Genomic DNA, 17,768 nt, shown 5'->3' with positions numbered 1-17,768 from the left:
GAGGGAGACAGGCAACGCGCACACTCCGATCTTCCCCGGAGGGGAGAGGGGGGGACAAGCAACGCGCACACCCCGATCCTCCCCGCGAAGGGGAGAGGGAGAAAGCCGGGTCAGTCGGCGGCGAATTGTTCGTCGAGGATGCGCTGTTCGAGGTTGTGCTCGGGGTCGAACAGCAGGCGCACGCCCTGCCCTTCGGCCTGGCGCACCACCACGTCGCGCACGTTGCGTACTTCCAGGAAATCGGCGGTGGCGCTGACCGGACGCTTGCCGGGATCGAGCACGCGCAGGCTGACCTCGGTGCGGTGCGGCAGGATGGCGCCGCGCCAGCGACGCGGGCGGAACGGGCTGATCGGGGTGAGCGCCAGCACGTTCGCGTCCAGCGGCAGGATGGGCCCGTGCGCGGAGAGGTTGTAGGCGGTGGAGCCGGCCGGCGTGGCCACCATCACGCCGTCGCAGATCAGGTTCGGCAGCTTCACCGCCTCGTTGAGTTTCACCTCGACGTGCGCCGCCTGGTTGCTCTGGCGCAGCAGCGACACCTCGTTGAAGGCCAGCGCGCGGCGTGGCTCGCCGTCCGTGTCGGTGGCGAGCATCTCCAGCGGGAACAGCTCGGCCGCATGCGCGCGGGCCACGCGTTCGGGCAGGCCGTCCAGCCGGTGCTTGTTCATCAGGAAGCCGACGCGGCCGAGTTTCATGCCGTACACCGGCACGCCCAGCGCGAGATGCGCATGCAGGGTGCGCAGCATGAAGCCGTCGCCGCCCAGCGCCACGATCAGTTCCGCCTCCGCCGCCGGCACGTCGCCGTACCGCTCCACGAGCTTGCGCCGCGCCTGCTGGGCGACGCTGGTGTCACTGGCGACAAAGGCGAAGCGCATGGGGGCGGGGATTGGGGATTCGGGATTCGGGATTCGGGATTTGTAAGAGCCGGCGTCCGGCCTCGCCGATCATCCCGGCAAGACACGCGGCAACGCAAGCGGTAGGGCCGGGATTGGGGAGACGGGATTGGGGATTCGGAAGAGTGGAGTCTCGGCTCTTCCTTCATCCCCGCAAGGCACGCGGCCTTCAAAGCCCGCGTGCCCTGCTTTTACGAATTCCGTATCCCCAATCCCGAATCCCGGCCCTCAACCCACCGGCACCTGCGCGAGCTGGGCCAGCCGGCGTACCGCGACCGAGGCGATCGGGTAGTCGGCGTTCTGGGTGAGGATCTCGGCCAGCATGCCGCGGGTGTGCTGCAGGGTGGCGTCGTCGCGACGCAGCCACGCCTGCACCGGCGAGACATCCTTGCCGCCGCCGTCCAGCTTCAGCACCTGCTGCGCCAGCGCGCGGTGCTGGTGGTTGAGCTCGTCCAGCAGCGAGCCGCGCGCCTGGGCGTGCCAGTGGCCTTCCACCGGCAGCGCCTCGATCTGGCCGCGCAGCCATTCCAGATCCAGAGCTTCGCCCAGCTCGTAGAACACGCCGGCGACCTTCTCCACCGGCTGGCCGGCCTGCTGCGCCACTTCCACCATGTCCAGCGCGGCGCGCAGTTCCGACAGGCGCGCCAGCCGCACTGCCAGCTCGGCGGGCAGGCCCAGGCCTTCCCACTTTTCCTGGCTGCTGGCGAAGTCGGCCTTGCCGGTGGTGGTGAGCACCTCCGGCAGCGCCCTGCGCAACGCGCTCACGTCGGCCTGGTAGCGCTCGACGTTGGCGGCGATCTCCAGCGTGCCGCCGGGGCGATTGAGCAGCCAGCGGGTCATGTGGCGCAGCAGCGACCAGATCTGCATCACCGCATCGACCTGGGTGCCTTCGGCCACCTTGCTGTCCAGCGCCTCGATCTCGGCCCACAGCTCGCGCGCATCGAGGATCTCGCGGGCGGCGGTATAGGCCTTGGCGATCGCCGCCGGCCCTTTGCCGGTGTCCTCCTGCATGCGCATCATGAAGGTGGCGCCCATGCGGTTGATCGTGGAGTTGGTCACCGCGGTGGCGATGATCTCGCGCTTCAGGCGGTGGCGCTGCATGTGTTCGGCATACTTCTCGTGCAGCGGCGCGGGGAAGTAGCGCACCAGTTCCTTGGACAGGTACGGGTCTTCCGGCACGTCGGAATCCAGCAACTGCTGGAACAGGCGGATCTTGTCGTAGGACAGCAGCACCGCCAGCTCCGGCCGGGTCAGGCCCTGGTTGCGGGTCTTGCGCTCGGTCAGCTCCGCCTCGCTGGGCAGGTTCTCCACCTGGCGGTCGAGCTGGCCTTCGGCCTCCAGCGTGCGGATGAAGTGCGCCATCGAGCCGATGCGCTTCACCGACTGGTGCTCCATCAGGGTGATCGCCTGGTTCTGGCGATAGTTGTCCCACAGCACCAGCTGGGCGACCTCGTCGGTCATCGCGGCGAGCTGCTTGTTGCGGTCCGCCTCGCCCAGTTCGCCGCGCTGCACGGCGTCGTTGAGCAGGATCTTGATGTTCACCTCGTGGTCCGAGGTGTCCACGCCGGCGGAGTTGTCGATGAAGTCGGTGTTCAGCAGCACGCCCTTGTGCGCCGCCTCGATGCGGCCCTTCTGGGTCATGCCGAGGTTGCCGCCCTCGCCCACGATCCGGCAGCGCAGCTCGCCGCCGTCCACGCGCAGGCCGTTGTTGGCGCGGTCGCGCGCGTCGGCATGGGTTTCGCTGCTGGCCTTGACGTAGGTGCCGATGCCGCCGTTCCACAGCAGGTCCACCGGCGCCTTGAGCGCGGCGTTGAGCAGCTCGTTCGGCGCCAACTGGGTGACTTCGGGCTTGAGGCCAAGCACGGCGCGCGCTTCCGGCGACACCGGTATCGACTTCGCCGAGCGCGGCCACACGCCGCCGCCGGCGGAGATCAGCGACTTGTCGTAGTCGTCCCAGCTGGAGCCCGGCAGCTTGAACATGCGCTCGCGCTCCGCGAAGGAACGCGCCGCATCCGGGTTCGGGTCGATGAACACGTGGCGGTGGTCGAACGCGACGACCAGGCGGATGTGCTTCGAGAGCAGCATGCCGTTGCCGAACACGTCGCCGGACATGTCGCCGATGCCCACGCAGGTGAAGTCCTCGCTCTGGCTGTCGCGGCCCAACGCGCGGAAGTGGCGCTTCACCGATTCCCACGCGCCGCGCGCGGTGATGCCCATGCCCTTGTGGTCGTAGCCGTTGGAGCCGCCGGAGGCGAACGCGTCGCCCAGCCAGTAGCCGTGTTCGATCGAGATCGCGTTCGCGATGTCGGAGAACTTCGCGGTGCCCTTGTCGGCGGCCACCACCAGGTAGGGATCGTCGGCGTCGTGGCGCACCACGTCGTGCGGGTTCGCCACCTTGCCCTCGACCAGGTTGTCGGTGATGTCCAGCAGGCCGTTGATGAACAGCTTGTAGCAGGCGATGCCCTCGGCCAGCACCGCGTCGCGGTCGCCGGCGACCGGCGACTTCTTGACGAAGAAGCCGCCCTTGGAGCCCACCGGCACGATCACGGTGTTCTTCACCATCTGCGCCTTCACCAGGCCCAGCACTTCGGTGCGGAAATCCTCGCGGCGGTCGGACCAGCGCAGGCCGCCGCGCGCCACCGGGCCGAAGCGCAGGTGGATGCCTTCCACGCGTGGCGCGCACACCCAGATCTCGCGGTACGGCACCGGCTTGGGCAGGTCGGGCACGGCGTGCGAGTCCAGCTTGAAGCTGATGTAGTCGCGGTACGCGCCGTTCCACTGCTGGAAGAAGCTGGTGCGCAGCGTGGCGTGGATCACCGCCACGAAGCTGCGCAGGATGCGGTCCTCGTCGAGGCTGGCGACGTTCTCCAGCAGCACGTTGATCGCGCCCTCCAGCACCTTGACCTGCTCCGCGCGCGGCTGCGCCAGCGCGGCGGCGAGGCTGTCGACCAGTGCCGGATTCGCGGCCTGCACGTTTGCCGGGATCAGCGCCGACATCTCGCCGTGCAGCAGCTCGCCGGCGACCTTGCGCTCGTCGGCCGACAGCGATTCGCGGCGCGGGTCGAACTTGGCCAGGAACAGCTCGACCAGCAGCCCGGCGATCGCCGGATAGCGGTTCAGCGTGTCCTCCATGTACGACTGCGAGAACGTGCTGCCGGCCTGCAGCAGGTACTTGCAGTAGCCGCGCAGCATGGCGATCTGGCGCCAGCTCAGCTTCGCGCCCAGCACCAGGCGGTTGAAGCCGTCGTTCTCGGCGTTGCCGCGCCAGATCTGCTCGAACGCATGTTCGAACAGCGAACCGACCTGCTCCACGCCGAAGGTGAGCTTGGCCGCCGGCTGCACCTCGAAATCCTGGATCGACAGCGGCACGCTGTCGCCGGGAATCTCGTAGACGTGCTCGGTGAGCACGCGCAGGCCCAGGTTCTCCAGCTGCGGCAGCACCTCGGACAGCGCGATGTCGCCGCCGGAACGGTAGACCTTGAAGCGCAGCGTCTCCGGCGCCTTGGGCGGGTGGTAGAACGACATGCGCAGCGCGTTGTCGCCTTCCAGCTGCGCCAGCTGGTGCACGTCCTCGGCGGCCACCGCGGGGCTCACGTCGTCGACGTAGCCAGGCGGCAGCGCGCGCAGGTAACGGTTCGCCAGCACCACGCCCTCGTGCTCGCCGCGCTGCTTCACCAGCGCGTCGCGCACCTCGTCCTGCCAGTTGCGCACGATGGTCGTCACGCCGTGTTCCAGCGCGGCCAGGTCGTACTCGGGCTGGTCGCCGATCTTCGGCCGCAGCACGATGTACAGGCGCGCCAGCGCGGCTTCGCCCATCAACACGGAGGAATCGATCTGCTCGGCATGCAGCGCCTCGCCCAGCAGCGCCTCGATGCGTTCGCGCACCGAGGTGTTGAAGCGGTCGCGCGGCACGAACACCTGGCAGGCGAAGAAGCGGCCGTAACGGTCGCGGCGCATGAACAGGCGGGTGTGCGCGCGCTGGCGCAGTTCCAGGATGCCGCTGGCGATGACGGACAGTTCGTCCTCGCTGCTCTGCAGCAGTTCCTCGCGCGGCAGCGTCTCCAGGATGTGGCGCAGCGCCTTGCCGGAATACGAGTCGCGCTTGAGGCCCGAACGGGCGAGCACCGCTTCCACCTTGTGCCGCAGCAGCGGCACGTCCTGCGGGCGCGCCATGTAGGCGCTGGAGGTGAACATGCCGAGGAAGCGCTGCTCCGACGCGGCGCGACCGTCGGCGCCGAACCTGAGCACGCCGATGTAATCCATGTAGCCCGGGCGATGGATGCGCGAGCGCGCATTGGTCTTGGTCAGGATGATCGCGTCGACCGAGCCGGACTGCGGCAACTCGGAGGCCGCCAGCGTCTTCAGCGAGCGCGGCGCCATCGACTGCTCGTTCTTGCGCAGGATGCCCAGGCCCGAGTTGTCGATCGCGCGCAGCACGCTGTCGCCGGCGGCGTCGACCACCTCGTACTCGCGATAGCCGAAGAACGTGAAGTTGTCCGCGGCGACCCAGCGCAGGAAGTCGCCCGCCTCGCGCGCGGAGGCCTCATCCAGCACCGGCTTGCGCTGCGACATGTCGTCGGCGATCGCCAGCGCCTTGTCGCGCATCGCGGCCCAGTCGCCCACCGCGGCGCGCACGTCGTCCAGCGCGGCCTCGACCCAGGCGACCAGTTGCGCCTGCTCGGCCGCATCGGCCACGCGGTCGACCTCGAAATGCATGATGGATTCGGCCGCGCCGGCATCGCCGCCCAGCGCCAGCAGCTTGCCGCCGGCATCGCGCTGCACGGTCAGCACCGGATGGATCACCGCGTGGATCTGCAGGCGCCCGGCGACGGCCATGCTCACGGTGTCGATCAGGAACGGCATGTCGTCGGTGACGATCTGCAGCCAGCCGTGGCCGGCGTGGCCGGTCTCGGGGTTCAGCACGCGTACGGCGGCGGCCCCCGGTGCGCGCTGCTGCATGAAGTCCAGCAGGCCGCCCACCAGGGCGGCCCATTGCTCCGGCGTGTGCAGACCGCGGTCGCCCTCCGTTACCCGCGCGAAGAAGGCGCCGATAAAAAATTGCGCCTCATCAAGGCGCTGGGTGGGGAATCCGGCTTGCTTCAGAGCCTCGAGCACGGCGGACTGAAGCGGAACTTCATGGGCTGCACGAATGGCATTCATGGCATCTACTGGTAGTGGGAACGAAAGTGTCGCTGCAAAGCCCCGAAAGGATACGCTGCGCGTCAGGGTGAATCCACCGCGACGCCTTGTGCATAGCGTCATGAAATGCCTCGTTCCATGCATTCGCGTGACGTGCGCAGCCGTCGCGCCTGCACGCTTTCGTCACGCTTGAAGAACACCCCATCGCATGCAATCGGTGCGGTCCGCGCCGAAGCCTTGGTGCCCTGCCCGCGTACCCGGATGCCGCTGCGTGGCGCCCGTCGGCTCGTCCCGCCCCTGGCCGTGGTGCAAGCCGGCCGGATTGCTCACAAAACCCATCCATCGGCAAGGTCTTCTAAATTGTGAACTGTACGGTATAGTAGCGGTCCGTTCGCCCACTCCCCACGCGGAACGCAGGCAAGCGCCCGACTTCTGACACACGACATGCAATGGCTGCGCCGCCATGCTCTGGCGCAGGCTGCAACCCCATCGCGACAGCCCCTTTTCACGATCAGCACGCTCCGGAGTCCCCATGAAATCCCCGTTCCTGCGCGCACCTGCGTTGTGCCTCGGCCTGCTGGCCCTGACCGCCTGCGGCAAGAAGGAGCAAGGCCCACCGCAAATGCCGCCGCCCGAGGTGGGCGTGGTCACCGCGCAGCCGCAGAGCGAGCCGCTGACCCGGGACCTGGTCGGGCGCCTGTCGTCCTTCCGCAGCGCCGACGTGCGCGCCCGCGTGGCTGGCGTGCTGCTGAAGCGCAATTACACCGAGGGCACCGACGTCAAGAAGGGGCAGTTGCTGTTCCAGATCGACCCGGCCCCGCTGCAGGCGGCCCTCGCCGCGGCGCAGGCCGCGCAGGCGCAGGCGCAGGCCACCTACACCAACGCCAAGGTCAACGCGCAGCGTTCGCGCGACCTCGCGCCCAAGGGCTACATCTCCAAGTCCGACCTCGACAACGCCCTGGCCACCGAGCGCACCGCCGCCGCCGCGGTGCAGGCGGCGCGCGCCAACGTGCAGACCGCCCGCATCAACCTGGACTACGCCAGCGTCACTTCGCCGATCGACGGCCGCGCCGGCCAGCAGCAGGTGACCGAGGGCGCGCTGGTGGGCAACGGCACCGCCACCCTGCTCACCACGGTGGACCAGATCGATCCGCTGTACGTGAACTTCACCATGAGCGTCGCGGACATGGAGCAGTTGCGCCAGGCGCAGACCAGCGGCGGCGTGACCCTGGCCGGGGCGAACCAGGCCAGCGTGCAGGTGACGCTGCCCGACGGCAGCACCTACGCGGAACCGGGCACGCTGGATTTCACCGGGGCCACGGTGGACCCGTCCACCGGCGCGATGAACCTGCGCGCGCAGATCCCCAATCCCGGGCACAGCCTGCTGCCCGGCATGTACGTGACGCTCAAGGCGAAGCTGGGCGAGCAGCACAAGGTGTTCCTGATCCCGCAGCAGGGCGTGCTGCGCGATACCGTGGGCGCCTACGTGTTCGTGGTGGGTGCGGACGGCAAGACCAAGCGCCACGACGTCACCGCGGCCAGCATGAGCGGCAGCAACTGGGTGATCACCAGCGGCCTCTCCGCCGGCGACCAGGTGGTGGTGTCCGGCGTGCAGAACGTGCATGAGGACGGCCCCGCCAAGGCGTCGCCGTGGCAGCCGCAAGCCGCCGCAGGCGGCACCGCCCCGGCCGCCAAGCCGGCCAGCGGCAAGTAACGGAGTCCGATCATGCCGAGTTTCTTCATTGACCGCCCGATCTTCGCGTGGGTGGTGGCCATCCTGATCTCGCTGGGCGGCATCCTCGCGATCCTCAACCTGGGCGTGGAGTCGTATCCGAACATCGCGCCGCCGCAGGTCACCGTGAGCGCCACCTACCCCGGCGCCAGCGCGGACACCACCGAGAAGACCGTCACCCAGGTGATCGAGCAGCAGCTCACCGGCATCGACCACCTGCTGTACTTCAGCTCGTCCTCGAGCGCCAACGGCCGCGCGCAGATCACGCTGACCTTCGAGACGGGCACCGACCCGGACATCGCCCAGGTGCAGGTGCAGAACAAGGTGGCGCTGGCCACGCCGCGCCTGCCCAGCGAAGTGACCCAGCAGGGCGTGGTGGTGGCGAAGGCCAACGCCGGCTTCCTGATGGTGATCGCGCTGAGGTCGGACAACCCGAACATCGACCGCGACCGCCTCAACGACATCGTCGGCTCGCAGGTGCTGGACCAGATCTCGCGCGTGCCCGGCGTGGGCAGCACCCAGCAGTTCGGCGCCGAATACGCGATGCGCATCTGGCTGAACCCGGACAAGCTGCAGGGCTACAACCTGTCGGCGACCCAGGTGATGGCCGCCATCCAGGGGCAGAACGTGCAATTTGCCGCCGGCTCGCTGGGCGCCGATCCGGCGATTCCGGGCCAGGGCCTCACCGCCACGGTGTCCACCGAGGGCCGCTTCACCACGCCGGAGCAGTTCGCGAACATCATCCTGCGCGCGAACCCGGACGGCACCACCGTCAAGCTGGGCGACGTGGCGAGGATCAGCTTCGGCCCCGGCAACTACGGTTTCGACACCATGTGGGACGGCAAGCCGATCGGCGCGTTCGCGATCATGCTGCTGCCCGGCGCGAACGCGCTGGACGTGTCCACCGCGGTGCGCGCGAAGATGGACGAACTCGCTCCCAGCTTCCCGCCCGGCGTCAGCTGGTTCAGCCCGTACGACAGCACCACGTTCGTGCACATCTCCATCAACGAGGTGGTGCAGACGCTGATCGAGGCGATCGTCCTGGTGTTCCTGGTGATGCTGCTGTTCCTGCAGAACTTCCGCGCCACCGTCATCCCCACCCTGGTGATCCCGGTCGCCCTGCTCGGCACCTTCCTGGGCATGCTGGTACTGGGCTTCACGATCAACCAGCTCACCCTGTTCGGCATGGTGCTGGCCATCGGCATCGTGGTGGACGACGCGATCGTGGTGATCGAGAACGTCGAACGCATCATGACCGAGGAGAACCTCCCGCCGAAGGAGGCCACGCGCAAGGCGATGGGCCAGATCACCGGCGCGGTGGTGGCGATCACCGTGGTGCTGGCGGCGGTGTTCGTACCCTCGGCGCTGCAGCCGGGCGCCTCGGGCATCATCTACAAGCAGTTCGCGCTGACGATCGCGGTGTCGATGCTGTTCTCGGCCTTCCTCGCGCTGTCGTTCACGCCGGCGCTGTGCGCCAGCTTCCTGCAGCCGGAGCACCACAAGAAGAAGAACATCGTCTTCCGCAAGTTCAACGACTTCTTCGAGTGGACCACGAAGACCTATACCGGCCACGTCGGCAGCGCGGTGAAGCATGCGCCGCGCTGGATGATGGTGTTCGTGCTGGTGGCGATCCTCGCCGGCTTCCTCTACACCCGCCTGCCCGGCAGCTTCCTGCCCGAGGAGGACCAGGGCTACGCACTGTCCGTCATCCAGTTGCCGCCGGGCGCCACCAAGCAGCGCACGAACGAGGTGATGGCGCAGATGCGCACCATCCTGGGCAAGGACCCGGCGGTGGAAGGCGTGCTGCAGGTGACCGGCTTCAGCTTCATCGGCTCCGGCGAGAATGCCGGCATGGCCTTCATCAAGCTGAAGGACTGGGCCAAGCGCGACGTCACCGCCATGGAGTTCATCCAGCGCGCGAACATGCAGCTGTTCCAGATCCACGATGCGCGCATCTTCGTGGCGAACATCCCCACCGTGCAGGGCCTGGGCCAGTTCGGCGGCTTCGACATGTACCTGCAGGATCGCGCCGGCCTGGGCCGCGACGCGCTTACCCAGGCGCGCAACATGCTGCTCGGCAAGGCCAGCCAGGACCCGGTGCTCACCGGCGTGCGCCCGAACTCGCTGGAGGATTCGCCGCAGCTGAACCTGGACGTGGATCGCGTGCAGGCGCAGTCCATGGGCCTGTCGGTCAGCGACGTGTACAACGCGGTCAGCCTGATGCTGGCGCCGGTGTACGTGAACGACTTCACCTACGGCGGCCGCGTGAAGCGCGTGATCATGCAGGCCGATGCGCCCTACCGCATGGGTCCCAGCGCGCTGCAGCATTTCTTCTCGCCCAGCAGCACGCAGAAGAACGGCGACGGCACGTCGGCGATGATCCCGCTCTCCAACGTGGTGCACCCGAAGTGGGCCATGGGTTCGCCCGCGCTGACCCGCTACAACGGCTACTCCGCGGTGGAAATCGTGGGCTCGCCGGCCCCGGGCCGCGCCTCGGGCGAGGCGATGAACGAGATGCAGAAGATCGTCACCAACGATCTGCCCAAGGGCTACGGCTACGACTGGACCGGCCAGTCCTACCAGGAAATCCTCTCCGGCAACGCCGCCACGCTGCTGATGGTGCTGTCCATCTTCATCGTGTTCCTGGCGCTGGCCGCGCTGTACGAGAGCTGGTCGATCCCGGTGTCGGTGTTGCTGGTGGTGCCGCTGGGCCTGCTGGGTGTGGTGGTGTTCACCATGCTGCGCGGGCTGCCCGACGACATCTTCTTCAAGATCGGCCTGGTCACGGTGATCGGCCTGGCCGCGAAGAACGCGATCCTGATCGTGGAATTCGCGGTGGCCGAGCAGCAGGCCGGGCGCACGCTGCGCGAGGCCACCATCGACGCGGCCCGCCTGCGACTGCGCCCCATCCTGATGACCTCGCTGGCCTTCATCCTGGGCGTGTTCCCGCTGTTCGTCTCCACCGGCGCGGGCGCGAATTCACGCCACGGCATCGGCACCGGCGTGATCGGCGGCATGCTGTTCGCCACCTTCCTCGGCGTGCTGCTGATCCCGGTGTTCTACATCGTGGTGCGGCGCCTGCTGGGCGACAAGCTGGACGGCGACGGCAAGGCCCATCCGGCCACCGGCACGGGCATGCAGCCGTTCGACTCCAATCCCAGGCCCTAGCCGGCCCGGGATGGGAGCGAAGCAGAGCTCATAGCCGCTCCTCAAGCGACACACAAAAGGCCCCGACCCCAGGTCGGGGCCTTTTATCTGTGTCGCCATAGCTTACGGATACTTCGCAAGTTTCTCGATCTTGAAGCGCGATGTCCATGATAAGAAAGAAAAACTTTCATCTGTGGCATGTTATAAAAACGTTGACGTACGGTAATTCTTACGCTACGTTCGTAAAACCTCACACATCGCTCAGCAATAACCAAGGCCTGATCGCGGGAATCGGGCAGCCGGGTACCCCCTGGCTGCCGCGAGGAAGCGGCCCGGCGACGTGCATTGCGCCAAGGCCTTGTTTCAACCGGCCCGGAGCGATCTGGTCCACATCGAGAACGGGGAGTTACGAATCATGCATCCACACAACACCAAGTTGTTCCGCTTCCGCCGCACTGCCCTGGCCGCCAGCCTGGGCCTGAGCATCGGCCTGTTCAGCGTCGCCGCCTTCGCCCAGGACGCCCAGAGCGACCAGGCGCCGAGCCAGACCAAGGCCAAGGAACTTTCGGCCGTGACGGTCACCGGCTCGCGCATCCACAGCGTGGACGTGGAAACCGCCCAGCCGGTGTTCACCGTGACCCAGGCCGACATCCAGAAGACCGGCCTGGTCAGCGTCGGCGACATCCTGGCCAACCTCACGGTGGCCGGCTCCCAGACCTTCAGCAAGGCGGGCGTGCTCACCTCCAACCCCGAGCAGGGCGGCCAGTACATCAACATCCGCAACCTGGGCGAGCAGCGCACCCTGGTGCTGGTCAACGGCAAGCGCTGGGCCACCAGCCTGGCCGGCTTCACCGACCTGTCCACGATCCCGTCGGCGCTGATCGAGCGCATCGACATCCTGAAGGACGGCGCGTCCTCGCTCTACGGCTCCGATGCCATCGCGGGCGTCGTCAACATCATCCTGAAAGACCGCTATGAAGGCGCCGAAGCCTCGGCCTACTACGGCCAGAACCAGCAGGGTGACGGCACCAAGGACGCCTATTCGTTCACCCTGGGCGGCGGCAACGACAAGGCCTCGCTGGTGTTCGGCGCCAACTACACCAAGGAAGGCGCCGTCTGGGCGAAGAAGCGCAACGCCACCAGCTATACCTACGGCCCGAACCACGCCGAGGACGGCCTGAGCGGCACCAGCCCCTGGGGCTACTACCAGTTGCTCAATGCCACGGGCGGCGGGACCGGCCCCCGTCACGTCATCAACCACACCGGTACGTGGAACGGCGTGGGCGTCGGTGCGGATTCGCGCGACCCCGCCAACTACCACACCGGGCAAACCATCGACGATCTGTACAACCCCACCCAGCAGATGCAGATGGCCGGCCCCAACGAGCTGAAGTCCATCTTCACCACCGGTCGCTACGACATCAACCAGTACGTCACGTTCCGCGCGACCGGCATGTACGCCGAGCGCGACAATACCCGTCAGGTGGCAGGTTACCCGCTGAACAGCCTGACCCAGGCCACCAATCCGGTCTATCTCAGCGGCGGGAGCTACTACAACCCGCTCGGCCAGGACCTGTACTTTGCCCGTCGCATCACCGAACTGCCCCGCGTCACCAAGAACAACGTCAAGTCGTACCACTTCGACGCCGGTTTCGAAGGCTACTTCGAGGTGGGCAGCCGGACCTGGAACTGGGACGTCGGCACCAATTACAACAAGTACGACGTGGTCGAGTACGGCTCGGGCAACCTCAACCTGCTGAACCTGAAGCAGGCGCTGGGCCCCTCGTTCCTGAACTCCGCCGGCCAGGTGCAGTGCGGGACCGCGGCCAACCCGATCGCGTTCAGCTCGTGCGTGCCGTTCGACATCCTCGGCGGCCCGTCGGCCTCCACGCCGGAAGCACTCAAGTACATCAACAGCCTTAGCCAGGCCACGCTGCAGAGCATCTCCAAGGAATACACCGCCAACATCACCGGTGGCCTGTTCGACCTGCCCGCGGGCGAGGTCGGCTTCGCCGCAGGTTACGAGCATCGCAAGGTCAGCGGTTTCGCCATTCCCGACCAGCTCGCCAGCTCCGGCAAGACCACCGACCTGGCCGCCGGCGCCACCTACGGCAACTACACCATCAACGAAGGGTACGTGGAGCTCAACGTTCCCCTGTTGAAGGACCTGCCGGGCGCGAAGCTGCTGTCGATCGACGTCGCCAGCCGTTATTCGCACTACAGCAACTTCGGCAGCACCACCAACAACAAGTACAGCTTCCAGTGGAAGCCGATCAGCGACCTGCTGGTTCGCGGCACCTATGCGGAAGGTTTCCGCGCCCCGACCCTGGACGACGTTTCCGGCGGCGGCTCGCAGACGTTCGACTACTACACCGACCCGTGCGACACGCGCTTCGGTGCGGCAGCGACCGATGCCGGCGTGGCCGCGAAGTGCGCGGCCCAGGGCCTGCCCGCGAACTTCCGCCAGATCGGCACGACCGGCCTGCCGGTCACCGCGCGCGACCAGCAGGGCACCACGGCGTTCAACTCGGGCGTGGGCAATGCTGACCTGACCCCGGAAAAGAGCGTCAGCAAGACCGCGGGCATCGTGTACAGCCCGCAGTGGGTGCCGGGGCTGGACCTGAACGCCGACTGGTACAACATCAAGATCACCAACGTGATCACGTCCATCAGCGCCAACTACGTGCTCAACCAGTGCTACCTGGCGAATTCCACCACCTTCTGCAGCCAGTTCGGTCGCGACCCGGGCACGGGCCAGGTGGTTGGCCTGAACCGCGGCAACATCAACACCGGCATGCTGTCCACGGAAGGCTGGGACTTCGGCGCGCACTACCGCCTGCCGGAGTTCGGCTATGGCAAGTTCGGCGTCAACTTCGATGCGAACTACCTGAGCGCCTACAACACCCAGAGCTCGTCTGACGCCGACGTCGTGGGCTATGCCGGCACCTGGAGCCTGCCGCGCTGGCGCATCAACGCGGGCGTGGACTGGTCGATGGGCGACTTCGGCGCATCCTGGGGCCTGCGCTACTACGGCGCGTTCCGCGACCAATGCTGGGAAGCGGACGTCGAGTGCAACCAGCCGAACTACGAGGGCAAGAACTGGGGCACCGGTGCCAACCGCAAGGGTGCGATCGTGTTCCACGACGTGCAGTTCCGCTACGACACCCCGTGGAACGCCAACGTCCAGGTCGGCGTGAACAACGTGTTCAACAAGAAGCGCCCGATCACCTACACGGTGACCAACAGCAGCGCCTCGTACTACGACCCGGCGCTGGACATCGACCGTTACTTCTACGTGCGTTACATCCAGAAGTTCTGAGCAACATCCAGACTCTGGAAACGAGGCCGGGATCCGCAAGGATCCCGGCCTTTTTGCTTGGGCGCCCCGGCCGCCGGCTCAGCGCAGGCCGGTCTCGTTGCGCGCGATCACGATGCGCTGGATCTCGCTGGTGCCTTCGTAGATCTCGGTGATCTTGGCGTCGCGGAAGTAGCGCTCCAGCGGCATTTCCTTGGAGTAGCCCATGCCGCCGTGGATCTGCACGGCCTGGTGGGCGATCCACATCGCCGCCTCGGAGGCGACCAGCTTGGCAACGGAGGCCTCGGTACCGAAGCGGCCGCCGTTTTTCTCGGCCTCGCCCTTGGCCCAGGCCGCGCGCAGCGTGAGCAGGGTGGCGGCGTCGAGCTTGCACTTCATGTCGGCGATCTTCGCCTGGGTCATCTGGAAGCTGCCGATGGGGTGGCCGAAGGCCTTGCGGTCGCGCGCCCACTGCAGCGTGGCCTCGTACGCGGCGCGGGCAAGGCCCACCGCCTGCGAGGCGATGCCGATGCGGCCCGCGTCGAGCACGCCCATCGCGATGGAGAAGCCCTTGCCTTCCTGGCCCAGCAGGTCGTCCTTCGGGCACACGTAGTCGGTGAACTCGATCTCGCAGGTGGCCGAGGCGCGGATGCCCAGCTTGGGTTCGGTCTTGCCGGCGTGGAAGCCCGGCTTCTGCGTGTCGATGACGAACGCGGACACGCCCTTGGCGCCGATGCCCGGCGTGGTGATCGCGAACAGCACGATGTAGCGGCACACCGGGCCGGAGGTGATCCAGCTCTTCTTGCCGTTGATCACCCAGTCGCCGTCCGCGTTCTTCGAGGCCCGCGTGTGCATGGCCGAGGCATCGGAACCGGACTGCGGCTCGGTGAGCGCATAGGCGCCGATCGCCTCGCCCTGTGCGATCGCGCGCACGTACTTCTGCTTCTGCGCCTCGGTGCCGTGCTTGAGGATGCCGTTGCAGAACAGCGAGTTGTTCACGCTCATCACGGTGGAGGTGGCGGCGTCGGCGGCGGCGATCTCGATCATCGCCAACACGTAGCCCACCGTGTCCATGCCGGCGCCACCGTACTCGTGCGGCACCTCGATGCCCATCAGGCCGAGCTGGCCCATCTCGCGGATGTTGTCCAGCGGAAACTCGCCCCGGGCATCCAGCTCCGCCGCCACCGGCGCGATGCGCTTCTGGGCAAAGTCGCGGGCAATGGACTGGATCGACAACTGGTCTTCGGTAAAGCTGAAATCCATGGGGGACTCCGGTGACGAAATGATGATGAAAAGCCGCTCATTTTAGCCGGGTTGGCCGCAGCACCTTGTGCGGGTGCAGCAGAACGCCGCTTTCGTCATTCGCACTCCGGCGCGGCAAGGGCGACAGCGCCTTGCCCTTGACGATTCCGCGCCCGCGCCCTACCTTTGCATCGCTTTATCGCGATGAAAGGATAGCCATGGACCTCGCCACTGCCTCCAGCGTGCTGCGCCTGCTCGCCGACCCCACCCGGGTGCGCCTGCTGGCCCTGCTCGAAGGCGAGGAGCTCACCGTGGCCGAACTGGCCGCAGTGCTGCACCTGGCGCAGCCGCGCGTGTCCACCCATCTGGCCAAGCTGAAGGAGGCCGGGCTGGTGCGCGACCGCCGTGCCGGCGTCTCCGCCTATTACCGCGCCAACAGCGAGGGCGACGAACACCAGCATGCGCTGATCGCGTCCCTGCGCGAGAACATCGACGACGCCCTGCTGCGCGAAGACACCGCCCGCCTGCCCGCCGTGCTCGCCAACCGCGCCCGCGCCGCCGGCTGGGCCGATACCGTGGCCGGCGACATGGAGCGCCACTACTCGCCCGGCCGTACCTGGGAGACCCTGGCGCGCGCGCTGCTGCAGCTGCTGGGCACCGGCGACGTGCTGGACATCGCTTCCGGCGATGGCATCACCGCCGAGCTGCTGGCGCCGCACGCGCACTCCATCGTCTGCGTGGATTCCAGCGATCGCGTGGTCGAGGCCGCCGCAAAGCGCCTGGAAGCATTCCCCAACGTCGAAGTGCGCCAGGGCGACATGCATGCGCTCGACCTTGGCGAACGCCGCTTCGACCTCGTGCTGATGCTGCATGCGCTCACTTACGCCGAGCGCCCCGCCCAGGCGGTGGCCGAGGCCGCGCGCCTGCTGCGCCCCGGCGGCCGCCTGCTCGCGGTGACGCTGGGCAAGCACGACCACCGCGCCGCCGTGGAACCGTTCGACCACCGCAACCTCGGCTTCACCGAGGAGGAACTGCGGGACTGCGCGACCGCCGCGCGCCTGCAGGTGCTCAGCTGCGACCGCATCAGCCGCGAACGCAAGGCGCCGCATTTCGAAGTCATCAGCCTGCTCGCGCAGAAGAACAAGTGAGAAACCACCGATGAGCACCCTGCCCTGGTTGCACCCCGAACGCGTCGCGCTGCTCGAAGCCGCGCTCGCCCGACGCATCCTCATCCTCGACGGCGGCATGGGCACCATGCTGCAAGGCCATCGGCTGGACGAAGCCGGCTTCCGCGGCGAGCGTTTCGAGCACGGCCACGATGGTGCGCACGCTCACGGGCACCACCACGACGGCCATGCCCATGACCACCCCGGCTGCGACCTCAAGGGCAACAACGACCTGCTCACGCTGACCCAGCCGGCGATCATCCGCGGCGTGCACGAGGCCTACCTCGAAGCCGGCGCCGACCTGGTGGAAACCAACACCTTCAATTCCACCCGCATCAGCCAGGCCGACTACAAGCTGGAGCATCTCGCGCACGAACTGAACCTGGAAGGCGCCCGGCTGGCCCGCGCCGCCTGCGACAAGTTCACCGCGCTGACGCCCGACAAGCCGCGCTTCGCGATCGGCGTGCTCGGCCCCACCAGCCGCACCGCCTCGCTGTCGCCCGACGTCAACGATCCCGGCTTCCGCAACGTCACGTTCGAGGAGCTGGCGCGCAACTACACCGAATCCGCCAGCGGCCTGATCGACGGCGGCGCCGACATCCTCATGGTGGAAACGATCTTCGACACCCTGAACGCCAAGGCCGCGCTGTACGCGATCGACACGCTGTTCGTGGAACGCGGCGCGCGCCTGCCGGTGATGATCTCCGGCACCATCACCGACCGCTCCGGGCGCACGCTCTCGGGCCAGACCGCCGAGGCGTTCTACTACGCCGTATGCCATGCGCGGCCGCTGTCGGTGGGCTTCAACTGCGCGCTGGGCGCGGACGACCTGCGCCCGCACATCCAGGTGCTGGCCGACATCGCCGACAGCCGCGTCAGCACCCACCCCAACGCCGGCCTGCCGAACGCCTTCGGCGAATACGACGAGACGCCCGAGCACATGGCCGGCGTGATCGCCGGCTTCGCCCGCGACGGCCTGCTCAACCTCGTCGGCGGCTGCTGCGGCACCACGCCGGCCCACATCAAGGCGATCGCGGACGCCGTGCGCGACTGCCCGCCACGCGCGCTGCCCGGCGAAAAGCGGGAAGCCGCGTGAACACCCCCGCCTTCCTCCCTCTCCCCTTCGGGGAGAGGGCCGGGGTGAGAGGCCGTGCCGG

8 protein-coding genes are annotated in these 17,768 nt (G+C 67.6%); 5 read left to right on the top strand and 3 right to left on the bottom strand.

The genetic code is table 11. From position 1 onward, the window contains the following. Window positions 1-110: 110 nt before the first annotated feature. Together PCA_RS05885 and PCA_RS05880 are read right to left on the bottom strand one after the other, a co-directional pair. Window positions 111-872 (bottom strand): NAD kinase, encoded by a 762-nt coding sequence (locus PCA_RS05885; protein WP_181301667.1) that lies wholly within the window; start codon window positions 870-872, stop codon window positions 111-113. A gap of 246 nt (window positions 873-1,118) precedes the next feature. Beyond that, window positions 1,119-6,050, bottom strand: coding sequence for an NAD-glutamate dehydrogenase domain-containing protein (locus PCA_RS05880; protein WP_181301666.1), 4,932 nt, complete (start codon window positions 6,048-6,050; stop codon window positions 1,119-1,121). A gap of 511 nt (window positions 6,051-6,561) precedes the next feature. On the opposite strand from PCA_RS05880, the gene PCA_RS05875 reads away from it, so the two are divergent. The 3 genes from PCA_RS05875 (at window position 6,562) to PCA_RS05865 (ending at window position 14,227) form a co-directional block, all read left to right on the top strand. Continuing rightward, complete coding sequence (locus tag PCA_RS05875) at window positions 6,562-7,743, top strand: efflux RND transporter periplasmic adaptor subunit (protein WP_181301665.1); 1,182 nt, start codon at window positions 6,562-6,564, stop codon at window positions 7,741-7,743. A 12-nt stretch (window positions 7,744-7,755) separates the two neighbouring features. Beyond that, window positions 7,756-10,929: a multidrug efflux RND transporter permease subunit gene (locus tag PCA_RS05870; protein WP_181301664.1), complete on the top strand. Its 3,174-nt coding sequence runs from the start codon at window positions 7,756-7,758 to the stop codon at window positions 10,927-10,929. A gap of 394 nt (window positions 10,930-11,323) precedes the next feature. Then, the gene (locus PCA_RS05865) at window positions 11,324-14,227 is read left to right on the top strand and encodes a TonB-dependent receptor (RefSeq protein WP_181301663.1); all 2,904 of its coding nucleotides are present in this window, start codon (window positions 11,324-11,326) and stop codon (window positions 14,225-14,227) included. A gap of 78 nt (window positions 14,228-14,305) precedes the next feature. Here the strand turns inward: PCA_RS05865 and PCA_RS05860 are convergent, their stop codons facing one another. After that, on the bottom strand, window positions 14,306-15,466 hold the full coding sequence (locus tag PCA_RS05860) for an acyl-CoA dehydrogenase family protein (RefSeq protein WP_181301662.1): 1,161 nt from the start codon (window positions 15,464-15,466) through the stop codon (window positions 14,306-14,308). 197 nt (window positions 15,467-15,663) lie between these two features. Here PCA_RS05860 and PCA_RS05855 point away from each other — a divergent pair, with 197 nt between their 5' ends. Both PCA_RS05855 and PCA_RS05850 read left to right on the top strand, forming a co-directional pair. After that, window positions 15,664-16,593: a metalloregulator ArsR/SmtB family transcription factor gene (locus tag PCA_RS05855; protein WP_181301661.1), complete on the top strand. Its 930-nt coding sequence runs from the start codon at window positions 15,664-15,666 to the stop codon at window positions 16,591-16,593. 10 nt (window positions 16,594-16,603) lie between these two features. Further along, window positions 16,604-17,707, top strand: a complete 1,104-nt coding sequence (locus tag PCA_RS05850) for a homocysteine S-methyltransferase family protein (protein WP_181301660.1) — start codon at window positions 16,604-16,606, stop codon at window positions 17,705-17,707. Window positions 17,708-17,768: the final 61 nt, after the last annotated feature.

Origin of the sequence: Rhodanobacter sp. PCA2 (assembly GCF_013620825.1) — a bacterium.
GTDB lineage: Bacteria > Pseudomonadota > Gammaproteobacteria > Xanthomonadales > Rhodanobacteraceae > Rhodanobacter_A.
The sequence above is the reverse complement of the archived record's forward strand: the minus strand, read 5'-3'. Positions and strand labels throughout refer to the sequence as shown.

Bases quoted from the DNA above. Each gene is read 5' to 3' on its own strand.
- PCA_RS05885 (WP_181301667.1), bottom strand. From the start codon at position 872: ATGCGCTTCGCCTTTGTCGCCAGTGACACCAGCGTCGCCCAGCAGGCG.
- PCA_RS05880 (WP_181301666.1), bottom strand. From the start codon at position 6,050: ATGAATGCCATTCGTGCAGCCCATGAAGTTCCGCTTCAGTCCGCCGTG.
- PCA_RS05875 (WP_181301665.1), top strand. From the start codon at position 6,562: ATGAAATCCCCGTTCCTGCGCGCACCTGCGTTGTGCCTCGGCCTGCTG.
- PCA_RS05870 (WP_181301664.1), top strand. From the start codon at position 7,756: ATGCCGAGTTTCTTCATTGACCGCCCGATCTTCGCGTGGGTGGTGGCC.
- PCA_RS05865 (WP_181301663.1), top strand. From the start codon at position 11,324: ATGCATCCACACAACACCAAGTTGTTCCGCTTCCGCCGCACTGCCCTG.
- PCA_RS05860 (WP_181301662.1), bottom strand. From the start codon at position 15,466: ATGGATTTCAGCTTTACCGAAGACCAGTTGTCGATCCAGTCCATTGCC.
- PCA_RS05855 (WP_181301661.1), top strand. From the start codon at position 15,664: ATGGACCTCGCCACTGCCTCCAGCGTGCTGCGCCTGCTCGCCGACCCC.
- PCA_RS05850 (WP_181301660.1), top strand. From the start codon at position 16,604: ATGAGCACCCTGCCCTGGTTGCACCCCGAACGCGTCGCGCTGCTCGAA.